The organism is Parafrankia elaeagni, from assembly GCF_000374165.1.
Taxonomy (GTDB): Bacteria; Actinomycetota; Actinomycetes; order Frankiales; family Frankiaceae; genus Parafrankia; species Parafrankia elaeagni.
Genome location: NZ_KB893721.1, coordinates 69,801 through 89,250 on the forward strand (window position 1 = coordinate 69,801; position 19,450 = coordinate 89,250).

Annotated in this window: 13 protein-coding genes and 3 pseudogenes; 5 read left to right on the forward strand and 11 right to left on the reverse strand. The window is 72.7% G+C overall.

Annotated elements, in window-relative coordinates:
- Positions 1-4 precede the first annotated feature (4 nt).
- From B207_RS0114015 to B207_RS0114025, 3 genes are read right to left on the reverse strand one after another with little or no spacing between them, the layout of a single operon-like run.
- Positions 5-1,459, reverse strand: a complete 1,455-nt coding sequence (locus B207_RS0114015) for an aldehyde dehydrogenase (RefSeq protein WP_026311044.1) — start codon at positions 1,457-1,459, stop codon at positions 5-7.
- A 5-nt stretch (positions 1,460-1,464) separates the two neighbouring features.
- Positions 1,465-3,006 (reverse strand): AMP-binding protein, encoded by a 1,542-nt coding sequence (locus tag B207_RS0114020; protein WP_018637179.1) that lies wholly within the window; start codon positions 3,004-3,006, stop codon positions 1,465-1,467.
- 3 nt (positions 3,007-3,009) lie between these two features.
- The gene (locus B207_RS0114025) at positions 3,010-4,110 is read right to left on the reverse strand and encodes an NAD(P)-dependent alcohol dehydrogenase (protein ID WP_018637180.1); all 1,101 of its coding nucleotides are present in this window, start codon (positions 4,108-4,110) and stop codon (positions 3,010-3,012) included.
- A 332-nt stretch (positions 4,111-4,442) separates the two neighbouring features.
- On the opposite strand from B207_RS0114025, the gene B207_RS0114030 reads away from it, so the two are divergent.
- Together B207_RS0114030 and B207_RS0114035 are read left to right on the forward strand one after the other, a co-directional pair.
- On the forward strand, positions 4,443-5,642 hold the full coding sequence (locus B207_RS0114030) for an acyl-CoA dehydrogenase family protein (RefSeq protein ID WP_018637181.1): 1,200 nt from the start codon (positions 4,443-4,445) through the stop codon (positions 5,640-5,642).
- Positions 5,639-6,886 (forward strand): acyl-CoA dehydrogenase family protein, encoded by a 1,248-nt coding sequence (locus B207_RS0114035; RefSeq protein WP_018637182.1) that lies wholly within the window; start codon positions 5,639-5,641, stop codon positions 6,884-6,886. Before B207_RS0114030 ends, B207_RS0114035 begins: the two co-directional genes overlap by 4 nt.
- A 1,200-nt stretch (positions 6,887-8,086) precedes the next feature.
- Here the strand turns inward: B207_RS0114035 and B207_RS0114045 are convergent.
- The 6 genes and pseudogenes from B207_RS0114045 to B207_RS0114070 form a co-directional block, all read right to left on the reverse strand.
- Positions 8,087-9,172, reverse strand: coding sequence for a TIGR03857 family LLM class F420-dependent oxidoreductase (locus B207_RS0114045; protein ID WP_018637184.1), 1,086 nt, complete (start codon positions 9,170-9,172; stop codon positions 8,087-8,089).
- A 12-nt stretch (positions 9,173-9,184) separates the two neighbouring features.
- Complete coding sequence (locus B207_RS0114050; RefSeq protein ID WP_018637185.1) at positions 9,185-10,015, reverse strand: amidohydrolase family protein; 831 nt, start codon at positions 10,013-10,015, stop codon at positions 9,185-9,187.
- Positions 10,015-11,675: pseudogene (locus tag B207_RS42570) on the reverse strand (class I adenylate-forming enzyme family protein). Before B207_RS42570 ends, B207_RS0114050 begins: the two are co-directional and overlap by 1 nt.
- Before the next feature lie 88 nt (positions 11,676-11,763).
- Positions 11,764-13,434, reverse strand: a complete 1,671-nt coding sequence (locus B207_RS0114060) for a class I adenylate-forming enzyme family protein (RefSeq protein ID WP_018637186.1) — start codon at positions 13,432-13,434, stop codon at positions 11,764-11,766.
- Positions 13,431-14,207, reverse strand: coding sequence for a hotdog family protein (locus tag B207_RS0114065; RefSeq protein WP_018637187.1), 777 nt, complete (start codon positions 14,205-14,207; stop codon positions 13,431-13,433). Before B207_RS0114065 ends, B207_RS0114060 begins: the two co-directional genes overlap by 4 nt.
- Complete coding sequence (locus tag B207_RS0114070; RefSeq protein ID WP_018637188.1) at positions 14,204-15,061, reverse strand: enoyl-CoA hydratase/isomerase family protein; 858 nt, start codon at positions 15,059-15,061, stop codon at positions 14,204-14,206. The genes B207_RS0114065 and B207_RS0114070 overlap by 4 nt, the downstream gene beginning before the upstream one ends.
- Before the next feature lie 426 nt (positions 15,062-15,487).
- Between B207_RS0114070 and B207_RS0114075 the strand changes: the two genes are divergently transcribed.
- The 3 genes and pseudogenes from B207_RS0114075 to B207_RS42840 all read left to right on the forward strand — a co-directional run.
- Positions 15,488-16,249, forward strand: a complete 762-nt coding sequence (locus B207_RS0114075) for an SDR family NAD(P)-dependent oxidoreductase (RefSeq protein ID WP_018637189.1) — start codon at positions 15,488-15,490, stop codon at positions 16,247-16,249.
- A gap of 7 nt (positions 16,250-16,256) precedes the next feature.
- Complete coding sequence (locus B207_RS0114080) at positions 16,257-17,006, forward strand: enoyl-CoA hydratase-related protein (RefSeq protein ID WP_018637191.1); 750 nt, start codon at positions 16,257-16,259, stop codon at positions 17,004-17,006.
- Between the two features lie 236 nt (positions 17,007-17,242).
- Positions 17,243-17,575, forward strand: a pseudogene (locus B207_RS42840) (carotenoid biosynthesis protein); the annotation flags it as partial.
- A 59-nt stretch (positions 17,576-17,634) separates the two neighbouring features.
- Here B207_RS42840 and B207_RS42845 read toward each other — a convergent pair.
- Positions 17,635-18,099: pseudogene (locus tag B207_RS42845) on the reverse strand (flavin-containing monooxygenase); the annotation flags it as partial.
- 162 nt (positions 18,100-18,261) lie between these two features.
- Positions 18,262-19,434: a thiolase family protein gene (locus tag B207_RS0114095; RefSeq protein WP_018637193.1), complete on the reverse strand. Its 1,173-nt coding sequence runs from the start codon at positions 19,432-19,434 to the stop codon at positions 18,262-18,264.
- Positions 19,435-19,450 lie beyond the last annotated feature (16 nt).

The window sequence follows — 19,450 nt, forward strand, 5'->3', positions numbered from 1 at the left end:
AGGGTCAACTTTCGAAGGGCAGCACGACCGTGCGGGTCTCGGTGTAGGCCTCGACGCCTTCGGGGCCCATCTCACGGCCGATCCCGGACTGTCTGAACCCGCCGAACGGGCTGCGCGGCTCGACGATCGCGATCGAGTTGACCGTGCAGGTGCCGGTCCGGATCCGGCTGGCCAGCGCGACGCCGCGGGCGACGTCGGCGGTCCACACCGAGCCCGACAGGCCGTACTCGGAGTCGTTGGCGATGGCCGCCGCCTCGTCCTCGCCCTCGTACCGGATCACCGTCACCACCGGACCGAAGATCTCCTCCCGGGCGATCCGGCTGGCGTTGTCGACGTCGGCGAACAGCGTCGGCTCGACGTAGAAACCACTGTCGAGACCGACCGGGCGGCCGCCGCCGACGACGAGCCGGGCGGCACCGGCCCGGCCGTCGGCGATGTAGCCCTCGACCCGGTCGCGCTGGCGGGCCGAGACGAGCGGGCCGACGTCGGTGCCGGGGTCACGCGGGTCGCCGACGACCAGCGTGCGCACCTGCTCGGCCAGTGCGTCGACGACCTCGTCGTAGCGCGCGGCCGGGGCCAGGATGCGGCTCTGTGCGGCGCAGACCTGGCCGTTGTTCTGCAGCGCGGAATCGAGGAGCTGGGGGACGACGGTCGCCAGGTCTGCGTCGTCGAGAATGATCCCGGCCGACTTGCCGCCGAGCTCCAGCGTGCACCGTTTCACCAGCCCGCCGCAGGTGGCGCCGACCGTCCGACCGGCCGCGCTGCTCCCGGTGAAGGACACCTTGTCGACGCCCGGGTGGGCGACCAGGTACCGACCGAGGTCGGCGCCGCCGGGCAGCACGCTCACGACACCCGCCGGAATCCCGGCGTCGAGCAGCACCTCGGCGAGCAGGAACGAGCTCAGCGGCGCCTCCGGTGCCGGCTTCAGCACGATCGGGGCACCGGCGGCCAGCGCCGCGCCGAGCTTCATGCACGCGATGAAGATCGGCACGTTCCACGGCACGATCCCGGCCGACACCCCGACCGGCACCTTCTGCACCAGGCAGGGACCCATCACCCCGGCCCGCTCCGCGGAGAAGGCGAACCGCTCGGCGACGTCGGCGAAGCCGTCCAGGATGAGCGCGGGGCTGATGGCCTGACCGAAGATCGAGAACTTCGCCGGCGCGCCCATCTCGTCGGTGACCAGCGCGGCCAGCTCCTCCGCGCGGGCCTGCAGCCCACCGGACACCTTGCGGATCAGGCTGGCGCGTTCGGCGCCGGTGGTCGCCGCCCAGTCGCCGTCCGCCAGGACGGCCCGCGCCGCGGCGACGGCCGCGTCGGCGTCGGCCGGGCCGGCCGCCGGAACGGTGGCCACGAGGCGCTGGTCGTGCGGCGAGCGGACCTCGATCCGGTCGGCCGAGATGGGCCTGCGCCAGCGGCCGCCGACGAGCAGCTGGTCGCGTTCGATCACATTGGTCACACCGGTCACGAGGTTGCCTCCGGGGGCAGCAGGCGCCGCGCGACCTTGCCGGTCAGCAGGCGCGGCAGCTCGGCCAGGAACACGACCGAGCGGGGACACTTGTAGTGGGCGACGCGGTCCCGCGCGAACGCGATGAGCTCCGCCGCCAGCGCCTCGGCGGCGTCGGCGTCGGCGGGGGGCACGGCCGGCTGGACGACCGCGCGCACCGACTCGCCCATCTCCGCGTCCGGCACGCCGATCACGACGACGTCCGTGACGGCGGGGTGGAGAATCAGCACGTCCTCGACCTCGCGCGGGTAGACGTTCACCCCACCAGAGATGATCATGTTGGACACCCGGTCGGTGAGGTAGAGGTAGCCGTCCTCATCCACCCAGCCGACCTCGCCGAACGTGCCCCACCCGCGCTCGTCGAACGCGCCGGCCGTCTTCTCCGGGTCTCCGTGGTACGCGAACGGCCGGGCCACCTCGAAGTACACCCGGCCCTCGGTGCGCGGCGGCACCTCGTGGCCGTCCTCGTCGACGATGTGCACCGGTGCCAGCAGCGACCTGCCGACCGAGCCCGGATGGGCGAGCCACTCCTCCGGGCCGATGGCGCAGAAGCCGACGCCCTCACTGCCGGAGTAGTACTCGTGCACGATCGGCCCGAGCCAGTCCAGGACGGCCCGCTTGACCTCGGGCGGGCAGGGCGCCGCGGCGTGTACGAGCGTCCGCAGGCTGGAGAGGTCGAAGCGGGCCCGGTCCGCCTCGGGCAGCTTCAGCAGCCGGACGAGGTGCGTCGGGACCACCTGGACCAACGTCACCCGGTGCCGCTCGACGAGCCGGAGGAACTCCAGCGCGTCGAACCGCTCGGTGGCGATCACCGTGCCGCCGAGCCGGTGCACAGCGGTGGCCCAGGCCAGCGGCGCGGCGTGGTAGAGCGGCGCCGGGCTCAGGTACCGCGTCGATTCATCGCCGCCGTACAGGAACCTCACCATCCCGGTGAAGGAGTCGGCCGCGCCGATCGGGCCCCCGGCACTCGCCGGCGTGATCCCCTTCGGCCGGCCGGTGGTGCCCGACGAGTAGAACATCCAGTTGCCCTCGCACTCGTCGTCGACCGGCGACGCCGGCTGGGCGCCGATCACCTCCTCGTACGCGTCGAACCCGTCGACCGGCCCGCCCACGGCGAGCCGCACCTTCAGCGCCGGGGCGTCGACCCCGGCAGCCACGGCAGCCACGTCGGCGCGGGGCGCGGACACGACCAGCGCGGCGGCACCGCAGTCGGCGACGATGTACCCGGCTTCGGCGGCGGACAGGTGCCAGTTGATCGGCGTCACCAGGAGGCCGGCCCGCAGCGCGGCCCAGACCACCTCGAAGTACTCCGTCCGGTTCTCCATCAGGACGGCGACGTGGCTGCCGACGCCGAGCCCGGACGACCGCAGCGCGTGCGCCACCTGGTTCGATCGCCGTTCCAGCTCCCCGTACGACAGGACCCGGTCGCCGATGATCACGGCCGGCCGGTCCGGCGCGGACGCCGCGAACCGGCTCGGGTGGTCGATGTCCATGTCCATCGGTCAGATCCGCCCTGACGGGAGCAGGACGGGCTTGACGACCCTGCCGGACAGCGAGGCCTTCTCCGCCGTGTTGATCGCCTCGAGCGGGAAGGTCTCGATCAGCCGGTCGAACGGGAAGCGGCCGGCCCGCCACAGTTCGATGAGCCGCGGGATCATGACCTGCGGGTCGGCGCCGCCCTCGAGGATGCTCGAGATCCGCCGGCCGAGGAGATCCACCGGGCCGAAGGTGATCGGTTCGGTCTGGAGGCCCACCAGCCCGGCGTGCCCACCCGTCCGCAGCGCGGCGACGGCGGTCCCGATGACCGCGACGTTTCCGGTGGTGTCGAAGGTGAACCGGGCCCCACCACCGGTGAGGTCCTGGATCCGGGAGACGAGGTCCGTGCCGGCTCCGTCCAGCACGTGAGTGGCACCGAGCTCGGTGGCGAGCGCCAGCCGGTGCGGGTGCAGGTCGACCGCGATGATCGGGCCGGCGCCGGCCACCCGCGCCGCCATGATCGCCGACAGGCCCACCGCACCGGCGCCGAACACGGCGATGCTGTCCCCCGCCCCGACGTCCAGGTCGACGAGCACCGAACCGGCACCGGTGAGGATGCCGCAGCCCAGCGGGCCCAGCTTCGCCAGCGGCAGGTCCCGGTCCACCACGACGACGCCGCGCTGGGCGGCGACGCAGTGGGTCGCGAACGAGGACTGACCGAACCAGCGCGAGGCGATCTCGGCCCCGGCGGCGTCGCGGACACCGGTGGTGCCGTCCAGGCGGCGGCCGAAGAAGTTACGGAACAGGAACAGGTCGCAGTAGGGCGGGGCGCCGCGGCGGCAGCCCGGGCACTCCCCGCAGGAGTCGAACGAGAGCACCACGTGATCACCGACCAGCACCCGTTCCACGCCTTCGCCGACGGCCTCGACCACGCCGGCGCCCTCGTGCCCGGTGATGATCGGCGGCGGTGCCGGCACGCCCTCGCGTCTCGGCACGACGTCGGTATGGCACATGCCGGCGCCCACCACGCGGACCAGGACCTCGCCGGGTCCGGGTGGATCGAGCTCGACCTCCTCGAGCGCGTAGGGCCCGTCCGCCTGCCGGAGCACAGCCGCAGTCGCCTTCATCCCGCGCTCTCCAGTTCCCGTCGTCCGAGTTCCCGCCCGTCCGCCCACCGGTGGGTGTCCGGCACGCGGGCCGTTCACCCGGAACCCTAAGATATAGATCTAGATATTTCAATATCGACCGAAAGCCCGTGGACGCCAGCCCGGCGGGGTGAGCGCACCACCGGACGGCCAGGCCGGCGACGCCACTCGACCCGGGTTACATATAGACCTTTTACCCTCTGTGGGCGTAGGCTGCGCTCCCTGGACACCCAGCGGCCCCACCGCCCGTCGGCCCCGCGGAGCAGCACCCGCACGGCGACGGCACCGACCTCGGGCACCGCCCCAGGAGGACGATGTTCACCCAGACCGCGGACCAGGACCTGCTCGGGAACACGACGGCGCAGTACCTGGAGGCGACCTATCCCCCGGCCCGCGTGCGCGAGCTCGCACGGCAGGACGAGACGTTCGACGGCACCCTGTGGAAGCAGGGTGCCGAGTTCGGTTGGACGACGCCCCTCGTCCCGGAGCACGCCGGCGGCGGTTCCGTCAGCGGCAACGGGTTGGCCGACCTGCTGGCGGTCGCCTTCCAGTTCGGCCGGCACGCCGCGCCGGGCCCGCTGATCGGGACGAACGTCGTCGCGGCGGCGCTCGGCCGGTGGGGCTCGGCGCAGCTGCACGGCGGCCCGCTCGCGGAGCTGCTCGACGGGGGCGCCACCGCCGCCTGGGGGCACTCGCCGCGGACCGGGCGGCGGGCTGGCGCACAGGTCCGGGCCGAACGCTCGGGCGACCGGTTCATCCTGGACGGCACCGTGCCCTGCGTCGAACGGGGAGGGCCGAACGGCTACCTCCTCGTCGCCGCCGGACCGGACGACACCACCACCACCACCGGCGGCGGCAGCGACGGCGACGGCGACGGCGACGGCGCGCGGTCGCACTTCCTCGTGCCGCTCGGCGCCCCCGGCGTGGAGACGGCGCCCCTCGACGGCGTCGACCTGACCCGCCGCTACCAGACGGTGACGCTGCGGGCGGTGACGGTGCCGGCATCCGCCCGGGTCGGTGAGCCGGGCACCGCCGACGAGCACGACGCCGCGCTGCTCGACCTCAGCGCCGTGCTGCAGGCCGGTGAGATCGTCGGGGCGACGCACCGCGCGTTCGAGCTGACCCTGCGCTGGGCGGAGGACCGTTACTCGTTCGGCCGCCCGCTCGGGTCGTACCAGGAGATCAAGCACCGGGTGGCCGACCTGCGCACCCAGCTGGAGGCGAGCGCGGCGGTCACCGAGCGCGCGGCCCGTCTGGTCGGCACCGGCCGCGCGGACGCCCGCACGTGGGCCACCACGGCCAAGGCCTACGTCGGACGGGTCGGGCCCGAGGCGATCCAGGACTGCATCCAGCTGCACGGCGGGATCGGCGTCACCTACGAGCACGACCTGCACCTCTACCTGCGCCGGGCGCTGGTGGACGCCCAGCTGTTCGGCACGCCGGCCTACTTCACCGAACGGCTCGTGCGCCTGGTCGAGGCCGCCGTGGACGACGACGGAGGACGAGCATCATGATCACAGTCGAGGAGTTCGCCGCGCGCGCCCGGACCTGGCTCGCCGAGAACATGCCGCCTGCCGATCCAGCCACCGCCGACTTCTTCCTCACCGCGACCCAGCGACCCGAGGCCGAGGAGCTGGCCCGCGTCGCCACCTGCCGCGAGCTGCAGCGCCGGCTGTTCGACGGCGGCTTCGCCGGCATCTGTGTGCCGGTGGAGTACGGCGGGCAGGGCCTGACACCGGCGCACCAGACCGCCTTCAACCGGGAGATCCGCGGCTACGACTACCCGGCGGAGATCCAGGCGTCGACGTTCATCCCGTGCCTGGCCGTGCTGCTGGAGTTCGGCACCTCCGAGCAGAAGCTGCGCCACATCCCGGCGATGCTGCGCGGCGAGGAGATCTGGGTCCAGCTCCTGTCGGAGCCGGGCGGCGGGTCGGACGCCGCCGGCGCGGTCACCACCGCGACCCGCGACGGCGACCGGTGGATCCTCAACGGCTCGAAGATCTGGACCACCTCCGCCTGGTACGGCGACTGGGCGCTGTGCCTGGCCCGCACGAACTGGGACGTCGGCAAGCACGCCGGGCTGACCGTGTTCAGCCTGCCGGCCGGCGCCCCGGGCGTCGACACCCACCGGATCGAGCTGGTCAACGGCTCGCGGGAGTTCTGCCAGGAGTTCCTGACCGACGTCGTCGTGCCCGACCACGACCGCGTCGGTGACGTCGACGGCGGCTGGGGCGTCGTCACCCGCTGGCTGCACCACGAGCGGACCATCTCCGGGGGCTCGCCCTACGTCACCGGCAGCGGCAACCGGCCGAACGACGGCCCCTACGAGCCCCGGGTGCTGGTCGAGGCCGCCCGGCGCCTCGGCACGATCGACGACAGCCGCACCCGGGACATCATCGGCGAGGGGCAGATCCTCGCCCTCGTCACCCGCGCCCTCGTCGAGTCGGTCTCCCGCAAGATGGCCGCCGGTGCCCTCCCCCACCACGCCGCCGCCATGTGCCGGCTGTTCAGCGGCACCGCGACCAGCCGCCGCGCGGCGCTGGCGACGGAGCTGTGCGGTGACACCGGAGTGGTCTGGGCACCGGGCGACGAGGTCTCCGCCCAGGTCGCGCGCGGCTACCTGGTCCGCCAGGCGGCCTGTATCGGCGGCGGCACGACCGAGATGGCCCGCAACGTGATCAGCGAACGCCTGCTCGGCATGCCCCGCGAGGCACGTGCCGACACCGGCCCCTTCCGGGACGTCCCCCGCGGGCCGTAGGCGGGCGGCGCCCCCTGACGTATCAGCGTCGCCCGGTCGCGAGCATCGCCTCGTACCCGCTCCCCCGTCTGACCTCGTCAGGCAGACCGATCGCGGCCTGCTTCCCGTGGCTCGCACCCGGTCAGCATCCGGCGAATCTGACACTGTGTCCGCTCTCTCGCCGCGGGGTCGTGTGTTGCGTTCGCGCGCATAAAGACCTCACCGTGTCCGTGCTCGCCGAACCCTTGACGGATCAAGCCCGTGAGGGTTCGCAACCCCTCGCAGACAGTGGACCCGAAGAGACACAACCCGCCCCTCAGTCCTCGGATGGGACCTCTCCGCACCCGGCGGGAACGACAGAAGTCCTGGTCAACGGCTTGATGGACCCTGGGGCATCACCGGCGGCGGTGTCGCACGACCACCCAGACCTGCCCCGCCATCCCACCGATGTCCACCTTCGCAGCCGTAACCGCCGAGTACAGCCGCGGATGGACCACCGAGCCCCAGTCGGCCCGCCCGACCCCTCGCGGGACCATTTCTGACAGCACTGTCATCTCAGCCGGCGACGACGCCCGGTCGGCTGCGGACCACGCATCGCCCCACCCGCAGCACGCCCCACCCGCAGTACGTCCCGCGACCTTTGCCCGCCTACGCAGCCCGGCGGGCGTGTGCGAGCGACCCGGCCCGGCGGCGGACAGCCCTCGGCCGACAGGACGTCGTTGCCGATGGAGGTGACAGCACCGTCTGAAACAGTCCCACCATCGGTCGGACGGGCCGGTGGACGTCGGGGCGGCCGGTCCGGGACGCCGCCCGGCGGTGGCGGCGTGGTGAGTGGACGTCGGTGGGCGGACGACGGCCGGCCAGGGTGGCCTGACGAGCCCGCAGCCCGTGGGGCGACGAGCTCGTCAGGCCGTTGACCAGGGCTTCTATCGCCCCCGCCGGTGGCGAGGAGGTCCCACGCCACGACTGGGGGCAGGTTGTATCTCTTCGGGTCCACTGTCTGCGAGGGCTTGCGGAATCCTCGTCACGTCGGTTCGTCAAGGGCCCGACCGGGACGGACACAGGGAGGTCTTTATGCGCGCGAACGGAACACGTCACCTCGCGGCGGGGAACCGGACACGGCGTCAGATCCGCCGGACACGAGCTCCCGGAAGCTGGGTCGCGATCGAGTGCCGGGGCGACTGCGTTGTCGCGCACAGCGCGGACGGGTCCGCTCCGCCTTCAGGCCAGCCGGCCCGGGTTGGCCGGCTGGCCGGTCACCGACAGCGGCCGGATCTTCCGGTAGGCCTCCACCACCGGGGCGACCTCGGTGGGTGAGACGCCGTGCAGGATCACGCCGGTGGCGCCCAGGCCGAACTGGCGGACGACGGCCGCCGCGCTCTCCTCGGCCGTCCCGGTCGCGCTCGCCGCGAGCCACTCGTCCGGGAGCAGGGTGGCGAGGTGCTCCAGCTGCCGGTCGTCGGCCTTCGCGTCGAACGCGCCGCGGAAGCCCTGGATGAGCTCGTCGGCCCGGAACCGGGCGAGCACCGCCGGGTCCCAGTCGTTGACCCGCACCAGGATGTCGCCGTAGCCGAGCAGGTAGGTGGCCAGCCGGCCCACCGTCCGGCGCAGCCGGTCCTGCGGTGCGACGTGGTCGCCGACGGTGGCGAGCACCGACCAGATCCGAATGCCGTCCGGGTCCCGGCCAGCCGCCCGGGCGCCGCGGCGGACCGCCTCGACCGAGTCCGTCAGCGCGCGGTCGGAGAAGTACGTGTGCAGCACGACCGCGTCCATGCAGCGGCCGGCGAGCTCAAGGCTCTTCGGGCCGAGCGCGGCCAGCAGGAGCGGCACGTCCTCGTCGAAGTCCGGGTCCTGGTGCAGGTACGGGTACTTTCCGGCGGGCCCGTCGTGGCCGAGGACCAGTTCGCCGTGCCAGAGCCGGCGCAGCAGCCCGGCCATGTCCTCGAGCTGGGCGCTGGTGACCGGGTTCAGCCCGACCGCGGTCCAGAACCGGTCGAAGCCGCGCCCGAGCCCGAGCGCGAACCGCCCGCCGGTGAGCCGGTGCATGGTCGTCGCGAACGTCGCGGTGACCAGCGGGTGGCGGGTGTGGTGGTTGGTGGCCGCCGTCGCGATCCCGAGCGTCTCGGTGAGCGCGCCGGCGGCGCCGCACAGGGTCGCCGCGTCCTTCGTCGAGAAACGCTCGGAGACGAAGGCCGCGCCCAGGCCCAGCTCCTCCCCCGCCCGGACCTCGGCGATCAGATCGCGCGGCGTGCCGGAGTGTCCGGGCAGGGTGTAGAAGCCGAGCTCGGTGAGTTGGTTGGTCGTCACGCCGTAGTCTCCCTACTGGCCCGGCTTGCGTGGCACGAAGAAGAAGGACTGGGCGTTGTCGTGGAGCCAGGCCTGGCGGACGTCGTCGGCCAGGTCGAGGTTGGCGACCTCCCCTGTACAGCGGGACATGGACAGGACCGGGTGGTCCGAGGCGAAGATGATCCGGTCACGGCCACGGGTGGACAGGTAGTGCAGCAACGACGCCGGCAGCCGTTTCGGGGACCACGCCGACGTCATCAGCCGCAGGTTGCGATACTTGATCATCATTCGAATCGCGGTGTCCCACCACGGGTCGGCACCGTGGATCATGCACAGCCGCAGCTCCGGGAACCGGATGCAGACCCGGTCGAGATGGATCGGGTTCTGCGGCTCCGCGGGGATGGGCGGCCCTGGGATGCCCGTGTTGACGCACAGCGGCAGGTCGAGCTCGCAGCACTTGGTGTACAGCGGGTAGTAGACCGCGTCGCTGGGCGGGTACATTCCGTCCCCCCAGAAGCTCGGCCCGACCGTGGCGTAGGCGACCGGGTGGTCCCGGACGAACGACTCCAGCGCGCGCAGCGCGCGCATGGGACGCAGCAGGTCGAAACCGCCGATCCCGAGCGCGAAGCGGTCCGGGCGCTCCTCGGCGTAGCGCCGGGCCCGGTCGTCCTTCCGCCCCACCCTGGAGATCAGGATCGCCCGCTCGACGCCGGCCGCGTCCATCGCGTCGACCAGCTCGGGAAGTTCCGGGCTGCGCAGGAAGTCCGCGCCGCCTTTGAAGTAGTCCTCCTTCACCCGGATCATCCAGTCGGGCGGCGCGGTGTCCCCCATGTCCACGTTGACCAGGCAATCGATGGCTTTCACTATGACCTCGTCTTCCGGAAGCCGGGGGTGCCCTCCGCGGCGAGGAGGCGGCGGAGCGCGTCGATGTCGACCTTTCCGCTGGCCAGCCGCGGCACCCGGTGGGGGTCGCTGACCAGCAGCCAGCGAGTGGGGATCTTGAAGCTGCTCAGGTGGGCCCGGGCCTGTCTGGTCAGTTCGTCCAACTCGTCCAGGTCGTCCAGGTCGTCCAGGTCGTCGAACGAGCGGGCGACGACGACCGCCGCGACCTCCCGCGCGCCCCCGGCACCCGGTCCGGCTTCGGCTTCGGCGCCGCCGTCGGGAGCAGCAGCGGCGATGTCGGTGACGTAGGCGTCGGTGACGCCGGGCAGCGCGCGCAGGACCGCCTCGACCTCCATCGGGTAGACCGTCGCGCCGCGGATCTTGACCATGTCGTCGAGGCGGCCTCGGTACCAGAGGTAGCCGTCGGCGTCGAGCAGGCCGCGGTCGGCGGTGGGGTAGAACCCGTCGGCGTCGAAGACGTCCGCACGGTGCCGGCCGGCGATGCCGCGCATGACGTTCGGCCCGCGCAGCCGGATCTCACCCTCGGTGCCCGGGGGGGGAGGGCGGCGCCGGTCTCGGGGTCGGCGATGCGCGCCTCGACACCGGTGAACGGCCGGCCGCAGCTACCGTGCTTGTCGGCGGGCAGGTCGGTGTCGAGCGGCGAACCGCAGTAGGGCCCGAACGTCTCGGTCATCCCGAACAGGTTGGCCCGGGCGCCCGGCGCCGGCCGCGTCGCCGGCGGCAGCACCGCGCCGAGGCTCGCCGGCCGCAACGCCGACAGGTCGGTGGCGGCGAACGCCGGATGCGCGGCGAGGCGCGCCGCCTGGTCGGGCCAGCCGCGGAACAGCGTCACCCGCTCGCGTTCGAGGAACCGCAGCGTGCGGGCCGGTTCCGGTACGGCCTCGGTGAGCAGGGTGGCGCCGGCGACGAGCACCGAGAGCAGCCCGCCACCGAACCCGCCGGTCCAGAAGAACGGCATCGGGATGTAGAGCCGTTCGCCCCGCCCGATGCGGCGGCTGTCCAGGCTCGACGCGACGGCCCGCAGCCCGCCGCCGTGCGTGTGGAGCACTCCCTTCGGGGCGCCGCGGCTGCCCGAGGTGAACAGCACGACCAGGTCGTCGGCCGGCCGGACGGCACGGCCGAGCGCCTCGACGACCGGGGCCGGTGCGGCGCCCGTGGGCAGTTCGTCCGAGGACCAGATCCAGCGCAGTGACGGGACGTCCGGGTGCGGGCGTCCGCGTCGAACCTGTTCGGTCAGGGCGGGCGCCACCGAGGCCAGCTCGTCGAGATGGTCACGGCCACGCAGCCGCGGCACCACGACCAGGTGGGTGACGGCGGCGACGCGCAGCTGGGCGAGCAGCTCCGGTGGCCGCAGCAGGGTGCTCAGCGGGACGAGCACCGCCCCGACCCGCATCACCGCCGCCGCGGCGGTCGCCCACCCGATGCCGTTGGGCATCACCAGGCCGACCCTGCTGCCCTTCGTGACGCCGGCGGCGACCAGCCGCCCGGCCAGGGCCTGGCTGGCGTCGTCGAGCCCGGCGTAGGTGATCTCGTCGTCGTCGCTGACGAACGCCTGGACGCCGCCGTCGAGACGCCGCCGGAGCGCGAGCAGCGCCGGAACGGTCAGCTCGCCCGGCAGCACCGGCAGCACCGGCTCGCCGGACGGGACGAGGTCGGACGGGACGAGGTCGGACGGGACGAGGTCGGACGGGACGGGGTCGGGCGGAGTCTCATCCGGCGGCACGGAGCAGCTCCCTGAGCGCGGCGGCGTCGATCTTGCCGCTGGACATCGTCGGCACCTCGTCGTCGGCGATCGGCACGATGCGCCGGGGAACCTTGTAGGCGGACAGCCGTTCGGCCAGCTGGCGGCGCAGCCCGGCGGGGTCGACCGTCCGCCCCGGGGGCACCCGGACCGCCGCGGCGACGATCTGCCCGCGGTCCGCGTCCGGCAGGCCGACGACGTACGCGGTCAGCCCGGCGACGTCCCGGATGGCGGCCTCGACCTCGACCGGCGAGACGTTGGCACCGGCCGTCTTGATGACGTCGCCACCGCGGCCCCTGAAGTAGAAGAACCCCTCGTCGTCGACGACGAACAGGTCACCGGAGTGGTACCAGCCGTCGGCGTCGAACGCCTCGTGCCGTTCCCGCCCGTAGTAGCCCTCCATCAGGAACGGGCCCCGCAGCCACAGCTCCCCCACCTCACCCGCGCCGAGCACCCGCCCGTCCTCGGGGTCGACGACCCGGGCCTCGAACCCCGGCGCCGGACGCCCGAACGAGCCGCGCCGGTGTTCGGGCTGGTCGCCCTCGTCCTCGCTGACCAGGCACACGCTGCCGGTCTCGGTCATGCCCAGCATCTGGTGACGCAGGCCCGGGTCCGCCGGCCGGACGTCGCTCGGCATGATCGCGTAGAGGTTCCCGCGGCGGATCGACGAGAGGTCGCGGCGGGCGAACGTCGGGTCGGCGGGCAGGCCCGCCACCGACTGGGCATAGCCGTTGACCATCGTCGGACGCTCGCGCTCGAGCACGTCGAGCACGCCCGCGGCGCTCGCCGCGTTGGAGCACACCAGCCGGCCGCCGGCCAGCAGCGTGCCGAGCAGGGCGTAGGCGAACCCGCCGATCCAGAAGAACGGCGAGTTCGAGAACAGCACGTCGTCGTCGGTGTAGCGGCGGATCTCGTTCAGGTTCGCGAGGTGGCGGATCAGGGCGCCGTGGGTGTGGATCACACCCTTCGGCGCGCTTGTCGACCCGGACGTGTGCACGATCACGAGCCGGTCGCTCGCGTGCACCGCGTCCTCGGCGGCGCGGGCGAGGTCCTCGCCCACCTCGGCGCCCCAGCTCAGCAGGGCGGGCACCGACCAGGCGGGGCCAGCGCCGCCCCCGACGCCGGCGGCCGTGCCCGGCCCGAGCCCGGCATCCGCCGGCGCACCGACGAAGACGTGCCGAAGTACCGGCATGGACGGGGCGAGCAGAGGCGGTGCCGTGGCCGCGGCGAGCTCGGGGACCGCGTCCCGCAGCGCCGCCAGATAGTCATGGGAGCGATGGGACCGTGCGCTCAGCAGCACCCCGATGTCGGCGCTGCGCAGCAGGGTCCGCAGCTCGGCGCCGGTGGAGAAGGTGCTCAGCGGCACGCTCACCGCGCCGATCCGCGCCGCGGCGAGCCAGCCGACGACGAACTCGCTCCCGTTCGGGTGCAGGAGACCGACGTGGGTGCCCTTGCCGGCCCCCAGCGACAGCAGGCTACGGGCGAGCGCCCGCGACCGCCGGTCGGCCTCGGCGTAGGTGAGCACGTCCTCGTCGCAGGTGAGCAGGACCCGCGGGCCGTACCGGTCGGCCTGCGCACGCAGCAGGGCCGGGACGGTCAGGGGTGTCCCGTCCCCGGCGTCGACGGTCGTGGCGATCATGACTGTGCCCGGCGTGGTGAGGCCCAGCGTGGTGAGACGGCCGGTAGCCGGGCCCGGTCGCCCTTGACCGCGTCCAGCTCCGCCTCGCACAGCACGACGTCACCGGCCGGGTTGCCGCCCACCTGGCCGCCCACCTGGCCGGCCAGCAGCCGGCCGGTGGTCCTGATCCGCGGCCCGTCGGCCGACCGGGCCAGCACGAAGCGCAGATCGGTGCGCAGCGGGGTGGGCCGCCGGTAGCGCAGCGCGAGCCCCGCCGTCTTCCCGGCCAGGCCGAGGTCGCAGTTGTGGTGCTGGATCACCGCGTCGAAGAACAGGGCGAGAAAGCCCCCGTGTACCAGGCCCGGCGGGCCCTCGTAGGCGATCGGGAAGTTGACCGTGCCCTCCGCGTGGTCGCCGTCGACGGCGATCTCGTAGTCGGGAAAGCAGGGGTTGAAGGCGCCGATGTGGCGGGAGTGGTCCAGGTAGGCACGGCCGGCGCCGTCCACCGCCGCGCCGACGCGGGGCACCGGATCGGCCGGAACAGACCGGCCCAGCCGCCGCTGTGCCACATCGAGGGCGGCGAGCAGGTCGTCGACCGCGGGGTCGGGATGCTCGAGTGTGAGCAGGAGACTGATGACCTGCCGTAATCGGTCCGCCGCCACGACGGTCTGCGGGAGCGGCTCGACGCCGAACGTCCAGGGCGGGGCGGGTGCCGGCGCCGCCGGGATCGCCGGGATCGCCGGGGCAGCCGGGGCAGCCGGAGCAGCCGGAGCAGCCGGGGTCAGGTCGGTCACCGAAGCCTCCACGGCCGCCCTGCTGTCGGACTCCCGTTCGGCGTGCCACCCCCGCCGCCCGCGCCACCCCTGCCGCCCACGCTGTCCGTGACCGGCTCGCCGGCGTCCGCCTCCGCCTGGGCCATCCCGACAGGGTTGCCGAGCCGGGTGTAGATGAGCGACTGCTCCATCGCCGCGCGGTACGGCCGGTCCAGCGACTCCCAGATCGCGCGCACGGTTCCCTGGGTGGCGGCCGACGGTTTGCGCGCGATCCCCGCCGCGATCTCGTGTGCCCGCTCCCAGAGCCGCGGACGATCCACGACCTCGGTCACCAGGCCGATGCGCAGGGCGGTCTGGGCCGAGACCCGCTCGTCGTTGCCCGACAGCGCGATCCGCAGCGTCTCCGCCAGCCCGATCTTCCGCATCAGCCCGATCGGTTCCACCGCGCACACCCGGCCGTGGGTGACATGCGAGTCGAAGAACGTGGCGTCCGACGAGCAGATCACGACGTCGGCCTCGTTCAGGAAGTAGAACGCGCCGGCGGTGCAGATACCCTGCACCGCACACACCACGGGCTTCCAGCACTTCTGCCACTTCGGGCTGAGCAGCTCGCCCGGGTCCTCGTGGTTCCACACGTCCTCGGGCTGGCCGTAGGGCTTCTTCACGTCCAGCCCGGCGCAGAACGCCCGGTCACCCGCGGCCCGCAGCACCACCGCGTGCACCTGCGGGTCCAGTTTCACCCGCTGCCACACATCGCGGATCTCGCCGCACATCCGCCGGTCGAAGGCGTTCAGCACCTCGGGCCGGTCCAGGGTGATCGTCGCGACCCGGTCGGGGCCCGTCTCATACCGGATGGTCGAGTAGGTCGACGTCATCTGTGCTGCCACTGGGCCCCCTGTCGGTGTACCGCAGCGATGGTAGCGCGCAGACCACAAAATATATAGATATATGAAGAGACGGGCACGCGCCCGATCGGCGGCTTTCCCTCCGACCCTCAGCCCCCAGAACACGTTTGTCCACCGGTCCGACCCTCGCCAGGACCTACGACCCACACGCACGCCACCGGACGGGCCGTCCCGCCGCGCGACGCCGACTCCGGAGCCTCCCCGACTCCGGAGCCTCCCCGACTCCGGACTGGGCGACCGGCTGCCACGGCGGACGGGTCCGGGCGATCTCCTGCCCGGACCCGTCCGGGCCGCCTCCCGACCGGCGGGAACCACCGCAACCACCAGTGGTATATATCTATAGATTTAGGCTAGGCTTCGGCCGAGTTGTCCCGATGGGCACAGGGAGGAAACAGGGTGGAGCTGAAGGGGTTGCGGGCGGTCGTCGTGGGCGGCGCGTCCGGAATGGCCAGGGCAACAGCCGAGCTGATCACGACCCGTGGTGGGCGGGCGGCGATCCTGGACCAGGAAAGCAGCGACGGCGCGGCGGTCGCCAAGGAGCTGAAGGGCAGTTTCCACGTCTGCGACGTCACCGACTTCGCGGGGATGGAAGGCGTTCTCGAGACCGCGGTGGCCACGCTGGACGGCATCGACGTCGTCGTGAACACCGCCGGTGGGGCGACTCCCGGGCGCACACTGGGCAAGGACGGCCCGCTGCCGATCGAGGCGTTCCAGAAGGTCATCGATCTCAACCTGACGGGCACCTTCAACGTGGCCCGCCTCGCCGCATGGCACATGAGCCGCAACACTCCGAACGCCGACGGCGAACGAGGCGTGATCATCAACACCGCGTCGATCGCCGCGTTCGAGGGGCAGGTCGGGCAGATCGCCTACACCGCGTCGAAGGGCGGGGTGGCTGCCATGAGCCTGACGATGGCCCGCGAGCTCGGTTCGCTGGGAATCCGGGTCAACGCCATCGCACCGAGCCTGTTCCACACCGGTCTGACCCAGGGCATTCCCGAGGAGTACGAGAAGGTCCTCACCAAGGACGCCGCCTTCCCGAGACGGATGGGGCGTCCCGAGGAGTACGCGCGCCTCGCCCAGGGCATCATCGAGAACCCGATGCTCAACGGCTCCACCATCCGCCTCGACGGCGGCCAGCGCTTCGCCCCGAAGTAGGCCGGCGATGAGCATTCTGACCGAGCTCGTCGACGGCTCGCTCGTCGTCACCATCAACCGCCCCGAGGCCCGCAACGCCCTCAACGGCGAGGTGGGCCAGGGCCTCGCCGACGCGCTCACCCGCGCGGACGGCGACGACGGAGTACGCAGCGTCGTCCTCACCGGCGCCGGCGACCGTACCTTCTGCGCCGGCCTCGACCTGAAAGCGCTCTCCAGGGGTGAGAACCTCGCACCCGTCATGCAGGCCCTCGACGGCCTGCGTGACTTCCGGAAGCCTCTGCTGGCCGCGGTGAACGGCAGCTGCCTCGGCGGCGGCTTCGAGATCATGATGCACTGTGACCTGGTCATCGCCGCGGCCGGTACGAACTTCGGCCTCCCGGAGGTCAGACGCGGTCTGCTCGCCGCGGGCGGGGGCACCCGGCTGCCGCTGCGGCTGCCGATCGCCCGCGCGCTCGAGCTGGCGCTCACCGGCGACCCCATCCCCGCGGAGCAGGCCCTGGACTGGGGCCTCGTCAACCGGGTGGTGCCCCGGGACGAACTGCTGCCGGCCACCCTGGAGCTCGCCGGCCGCGTCAACGCCAACGCCCCACTCGCGCTGCAGGCCACGAAACGCCTCCTGCGCGGCGAGCTCGGGGACGACGCGGCGGCGATGAAGACGGCGCTGGCCTCGATGGCGGATCTCATGGCCTCGGAGGACGCCCAGGAGGGCGGCCGGGCCTTCGCCGAGAAGCGGCCGCCGGTGTGGAAGGGACGCTGAGCCAACGGCGCCGCGCGCGGGGCGTGGCGGGAGCCACCGCCAGCACAGCAGTGAGAACACATCCGGACCAGGGGCGCGGCGCCGACAAAGGCCGGGCCGGAACATCGGCCCGCTACGTTCTCTGCTGGGTCCTCGCGGGCTTGTGGGTGGTTGTTTCCGCGGTGTCGTGGGTGCCGGCGGTCCCGACACCCTCCCCCGTCCTGGACGCCCTCGCGCCGCTCGCCCTGCTGGGATTCGTGGTCGCCCACGCCTCGCTCGCCGTCGGATGGCAGGGCCTCGCCGTCTACGTCGCGACGAGCTACGTCGTCGCCCTCGCGTTCGAGGCCACGAGCATCGCCGTCGGCTTCCCGTTCGGCTACTACATTCACCACACCGAAGGTCCGCGACTCTTCGACGTTCCCGTCGTCGTCCCCCTGGGCTATGTCGTCTACGGCTGGATCGCCTGGACTCTCGCGGGACTCATCACCCGGGCCGGCCCGCAGGCCGGATCCCGCGCGCACCGCGTCGTCACCCCCGTCGTGGCGCCCTTCGTCCTCGCCGGCTGGGACTTCGGTTATGACGCGATCGGGTCGACCGTCCGCGATCTGTACACCTACCGGGACCCGAGCGGCTTCATGGGCGTTCCGCTGGGGGCCGAGAGGATCCCGGTCGCGGCGACGACGAACGGGGCGACGAACAGCTCGCCGGCGGCGGTCTCCACCAGCCACGAGGCGTCATCCTCGTCGAACGTCATCGCGACGGCCCTGGTGTCGAACCGGATGCCGCGGCGCAGGTCGAGCCGGTCGGCGACGAAGTTCAGGTAGGCCTCGATCTCCGGCTGCCCGGGCAGGAGCTCCGTCCAGCTCCACTCCTGCTGGAGCTCGGCGGAGAAGCTGTAGGAGTACTCGACGCTCTCGATGTCGCAGCGGGCGCCCGGGTAGCGGTTGAACAGCCAGGTCCCACCGACCCTGTCGGCCGCCTCGAGGACCAGCACCCGCAGCCCCTGCTCGCGGAGCCGGTGGAGCGAGTACAGCCCGGAGAAGCCCGCGCCCACCACGATCGCGTCATACCGCCGAGCTTCGGAACTCCACGGCAGAAGAGCCCGCGTCCGCATCGTCGTCCCGTCGCTCACTGTCACGCCCTCACCGACCTCCCGACGCACCCCGATAGATATAGATATTTCAGGTCGACCACCGGGGCGTCGAGGGCCGATCACCGAAGGCGCACCGCGCTGCGGACGGCGGACAGCGGATCGCGGGGTCGCGGGGTCGCGGGGTCAGAGCACTTCCACGACCATCGCCGCGCCCATGCCGCCGCCCGCGCACATCGACACGACGCCGAGCGCGTTCCCGCGCCGCCGCAGCTCGTGCACCATGGTCACGACCATGCGGGCGCCGGTGGCCGCGATCGGGTGGCCGAGGCTCGCCCCGCTGCCGTTCACGTTGACCGCCTCCGGGCTGATCCCCAGCTTGCGGATGGTGGCGACCGAGACCGAGCAGAACGCCTCGTTGACCTCGAAGAGGTCGATGTCGGCGAGGGTGAGCCCGGCCCGGTCGAGCGCCTTCGGGATGGCCAGTGACGGCCCGAGTCCGGTCAGCGCGGGAGCCACCCCGACCGACGCCCACGACCGGATCCGGGCCAGCGGGGCGAGCCCGTGCGCGGCCGCGTACTCACCGCTGGTCAGCGTGACCGCGGCCGCCGCGTCGTTCAGGCCGGCCGCGTTCCCGGCGGTCACGGTCGCGTCCGGCAGCTCGGGGTGCAGTAACGGCAGCTGGGCGAGCCGCTCGACGGTGGTGCCGCGCCGGGGGAACTCGTCGGTGTCGAACACCGTGGTGGTGCCATCAGCCCGGGTCACCCGGACCGGCACGATCTGGTCGGCGAAGTAGCCCCCGTCGATCGAGGCGATCGCCTGGGCGTGGCTGTAGGCGGCCCACCCGTCGACATCGAGCCGGGTGAGGCCCAGCTCGCGGGCGGTGTTCTCGCCGACCGTGATCGCCATGTCGAAGGCGGGGGCGTCCGAGGTCTCCGGGTGCGACGCCGACACCCAGGTCACCGGCTTCCCGTCCGGCCCCTTCCGGGTGCTGGCCATCGCGTTGTTGCTCAGGCTCTCCGTGCCGCCGGCGATGACGACCCGGTCCATGCCTGCGCGGATGCTGCCCGCGGCGATCGCGACGGCGCTCAGTCCCCCGGCGCAGTGCTGGTTGGTCGCGACCCCGGCGATGTCGTCCAGGCCGAGCCGCACCGCGACGTTGCGGGCGATGACTCCGCCACCCTGATATGCCTCGGCGAGCACAAGGTTGTCGACCTCGCGCGCCGGCACACCGCTGCGTTCCAGCACGGCGGGCACCACGACCTCGGCGAGCCCGAAGGCGTCGAGTCCGACGAGTGTCCCCTTGCGGGCGCGGCCGATGGGCGTGCGTGCGGTCGAGACGATGACGGCCTCGGTCATGGCGGACTCCGTAAGT

Bases quoted from the DNA above. Each gene is read 5' to 3' on its own strand.
- B207_RS0114020 (WP_018637179.1), bottom strand. From the start codon at position 3,006: ATGGACATGGACATCGACCACCCGAGCCGGTTCGCGGCGTCCGCGCCG.
- B207_RS0114025 (WP_018637180.1), bottom strand. From the start codon at position 4,110: ATGAAGGCGACTGCGGCTGTGCTCCGGCAGGCGGACGGGCCCTACGCG.
- B207_RS0114030 (WP_018637181.1), top strand. From the start codon at position 4,443: ATGTTCACCCAGACCGCGGACCAGGACCTGCTCGGGAACACGACGGCG.
- B207_RS0114035 (WP_018637182.1), top strand. From the start codon at position 5,639: ATGATCACAGTCGAGGAGTTCGCCGCGCGCGCCCGGACCTGGCTCGCC.
- B207_RS0114060 (WP_018637186.1), bottom strand. From the start codon at position 13,434: ATGATCGCCACGACCGTCGACGCCGGGGACGGGACACCCCTGACCGTC.
- B207_RS0114070 (WP_018637188.1), bottom strand. From the start codon at position 15,061: ATGACGTCGACCTACTCGACCATCCGGTATGAGACGGGCCCCGACCGG.
- B207_RS0114080 (WP_018637191.1), top strand. From the start codon at position 16,257: ATGAGCATTCTGACCGAGCTCGTCGACGGCTCGCTCGTCGTCACCATC.
- B207_RS0114095 (WP_018637193.1), bottom strand. From the start codon at position 19,434: ATGACCGAGGCCGTCATCGTCTCGACCGCACGCACGCCCATCGGCCGC.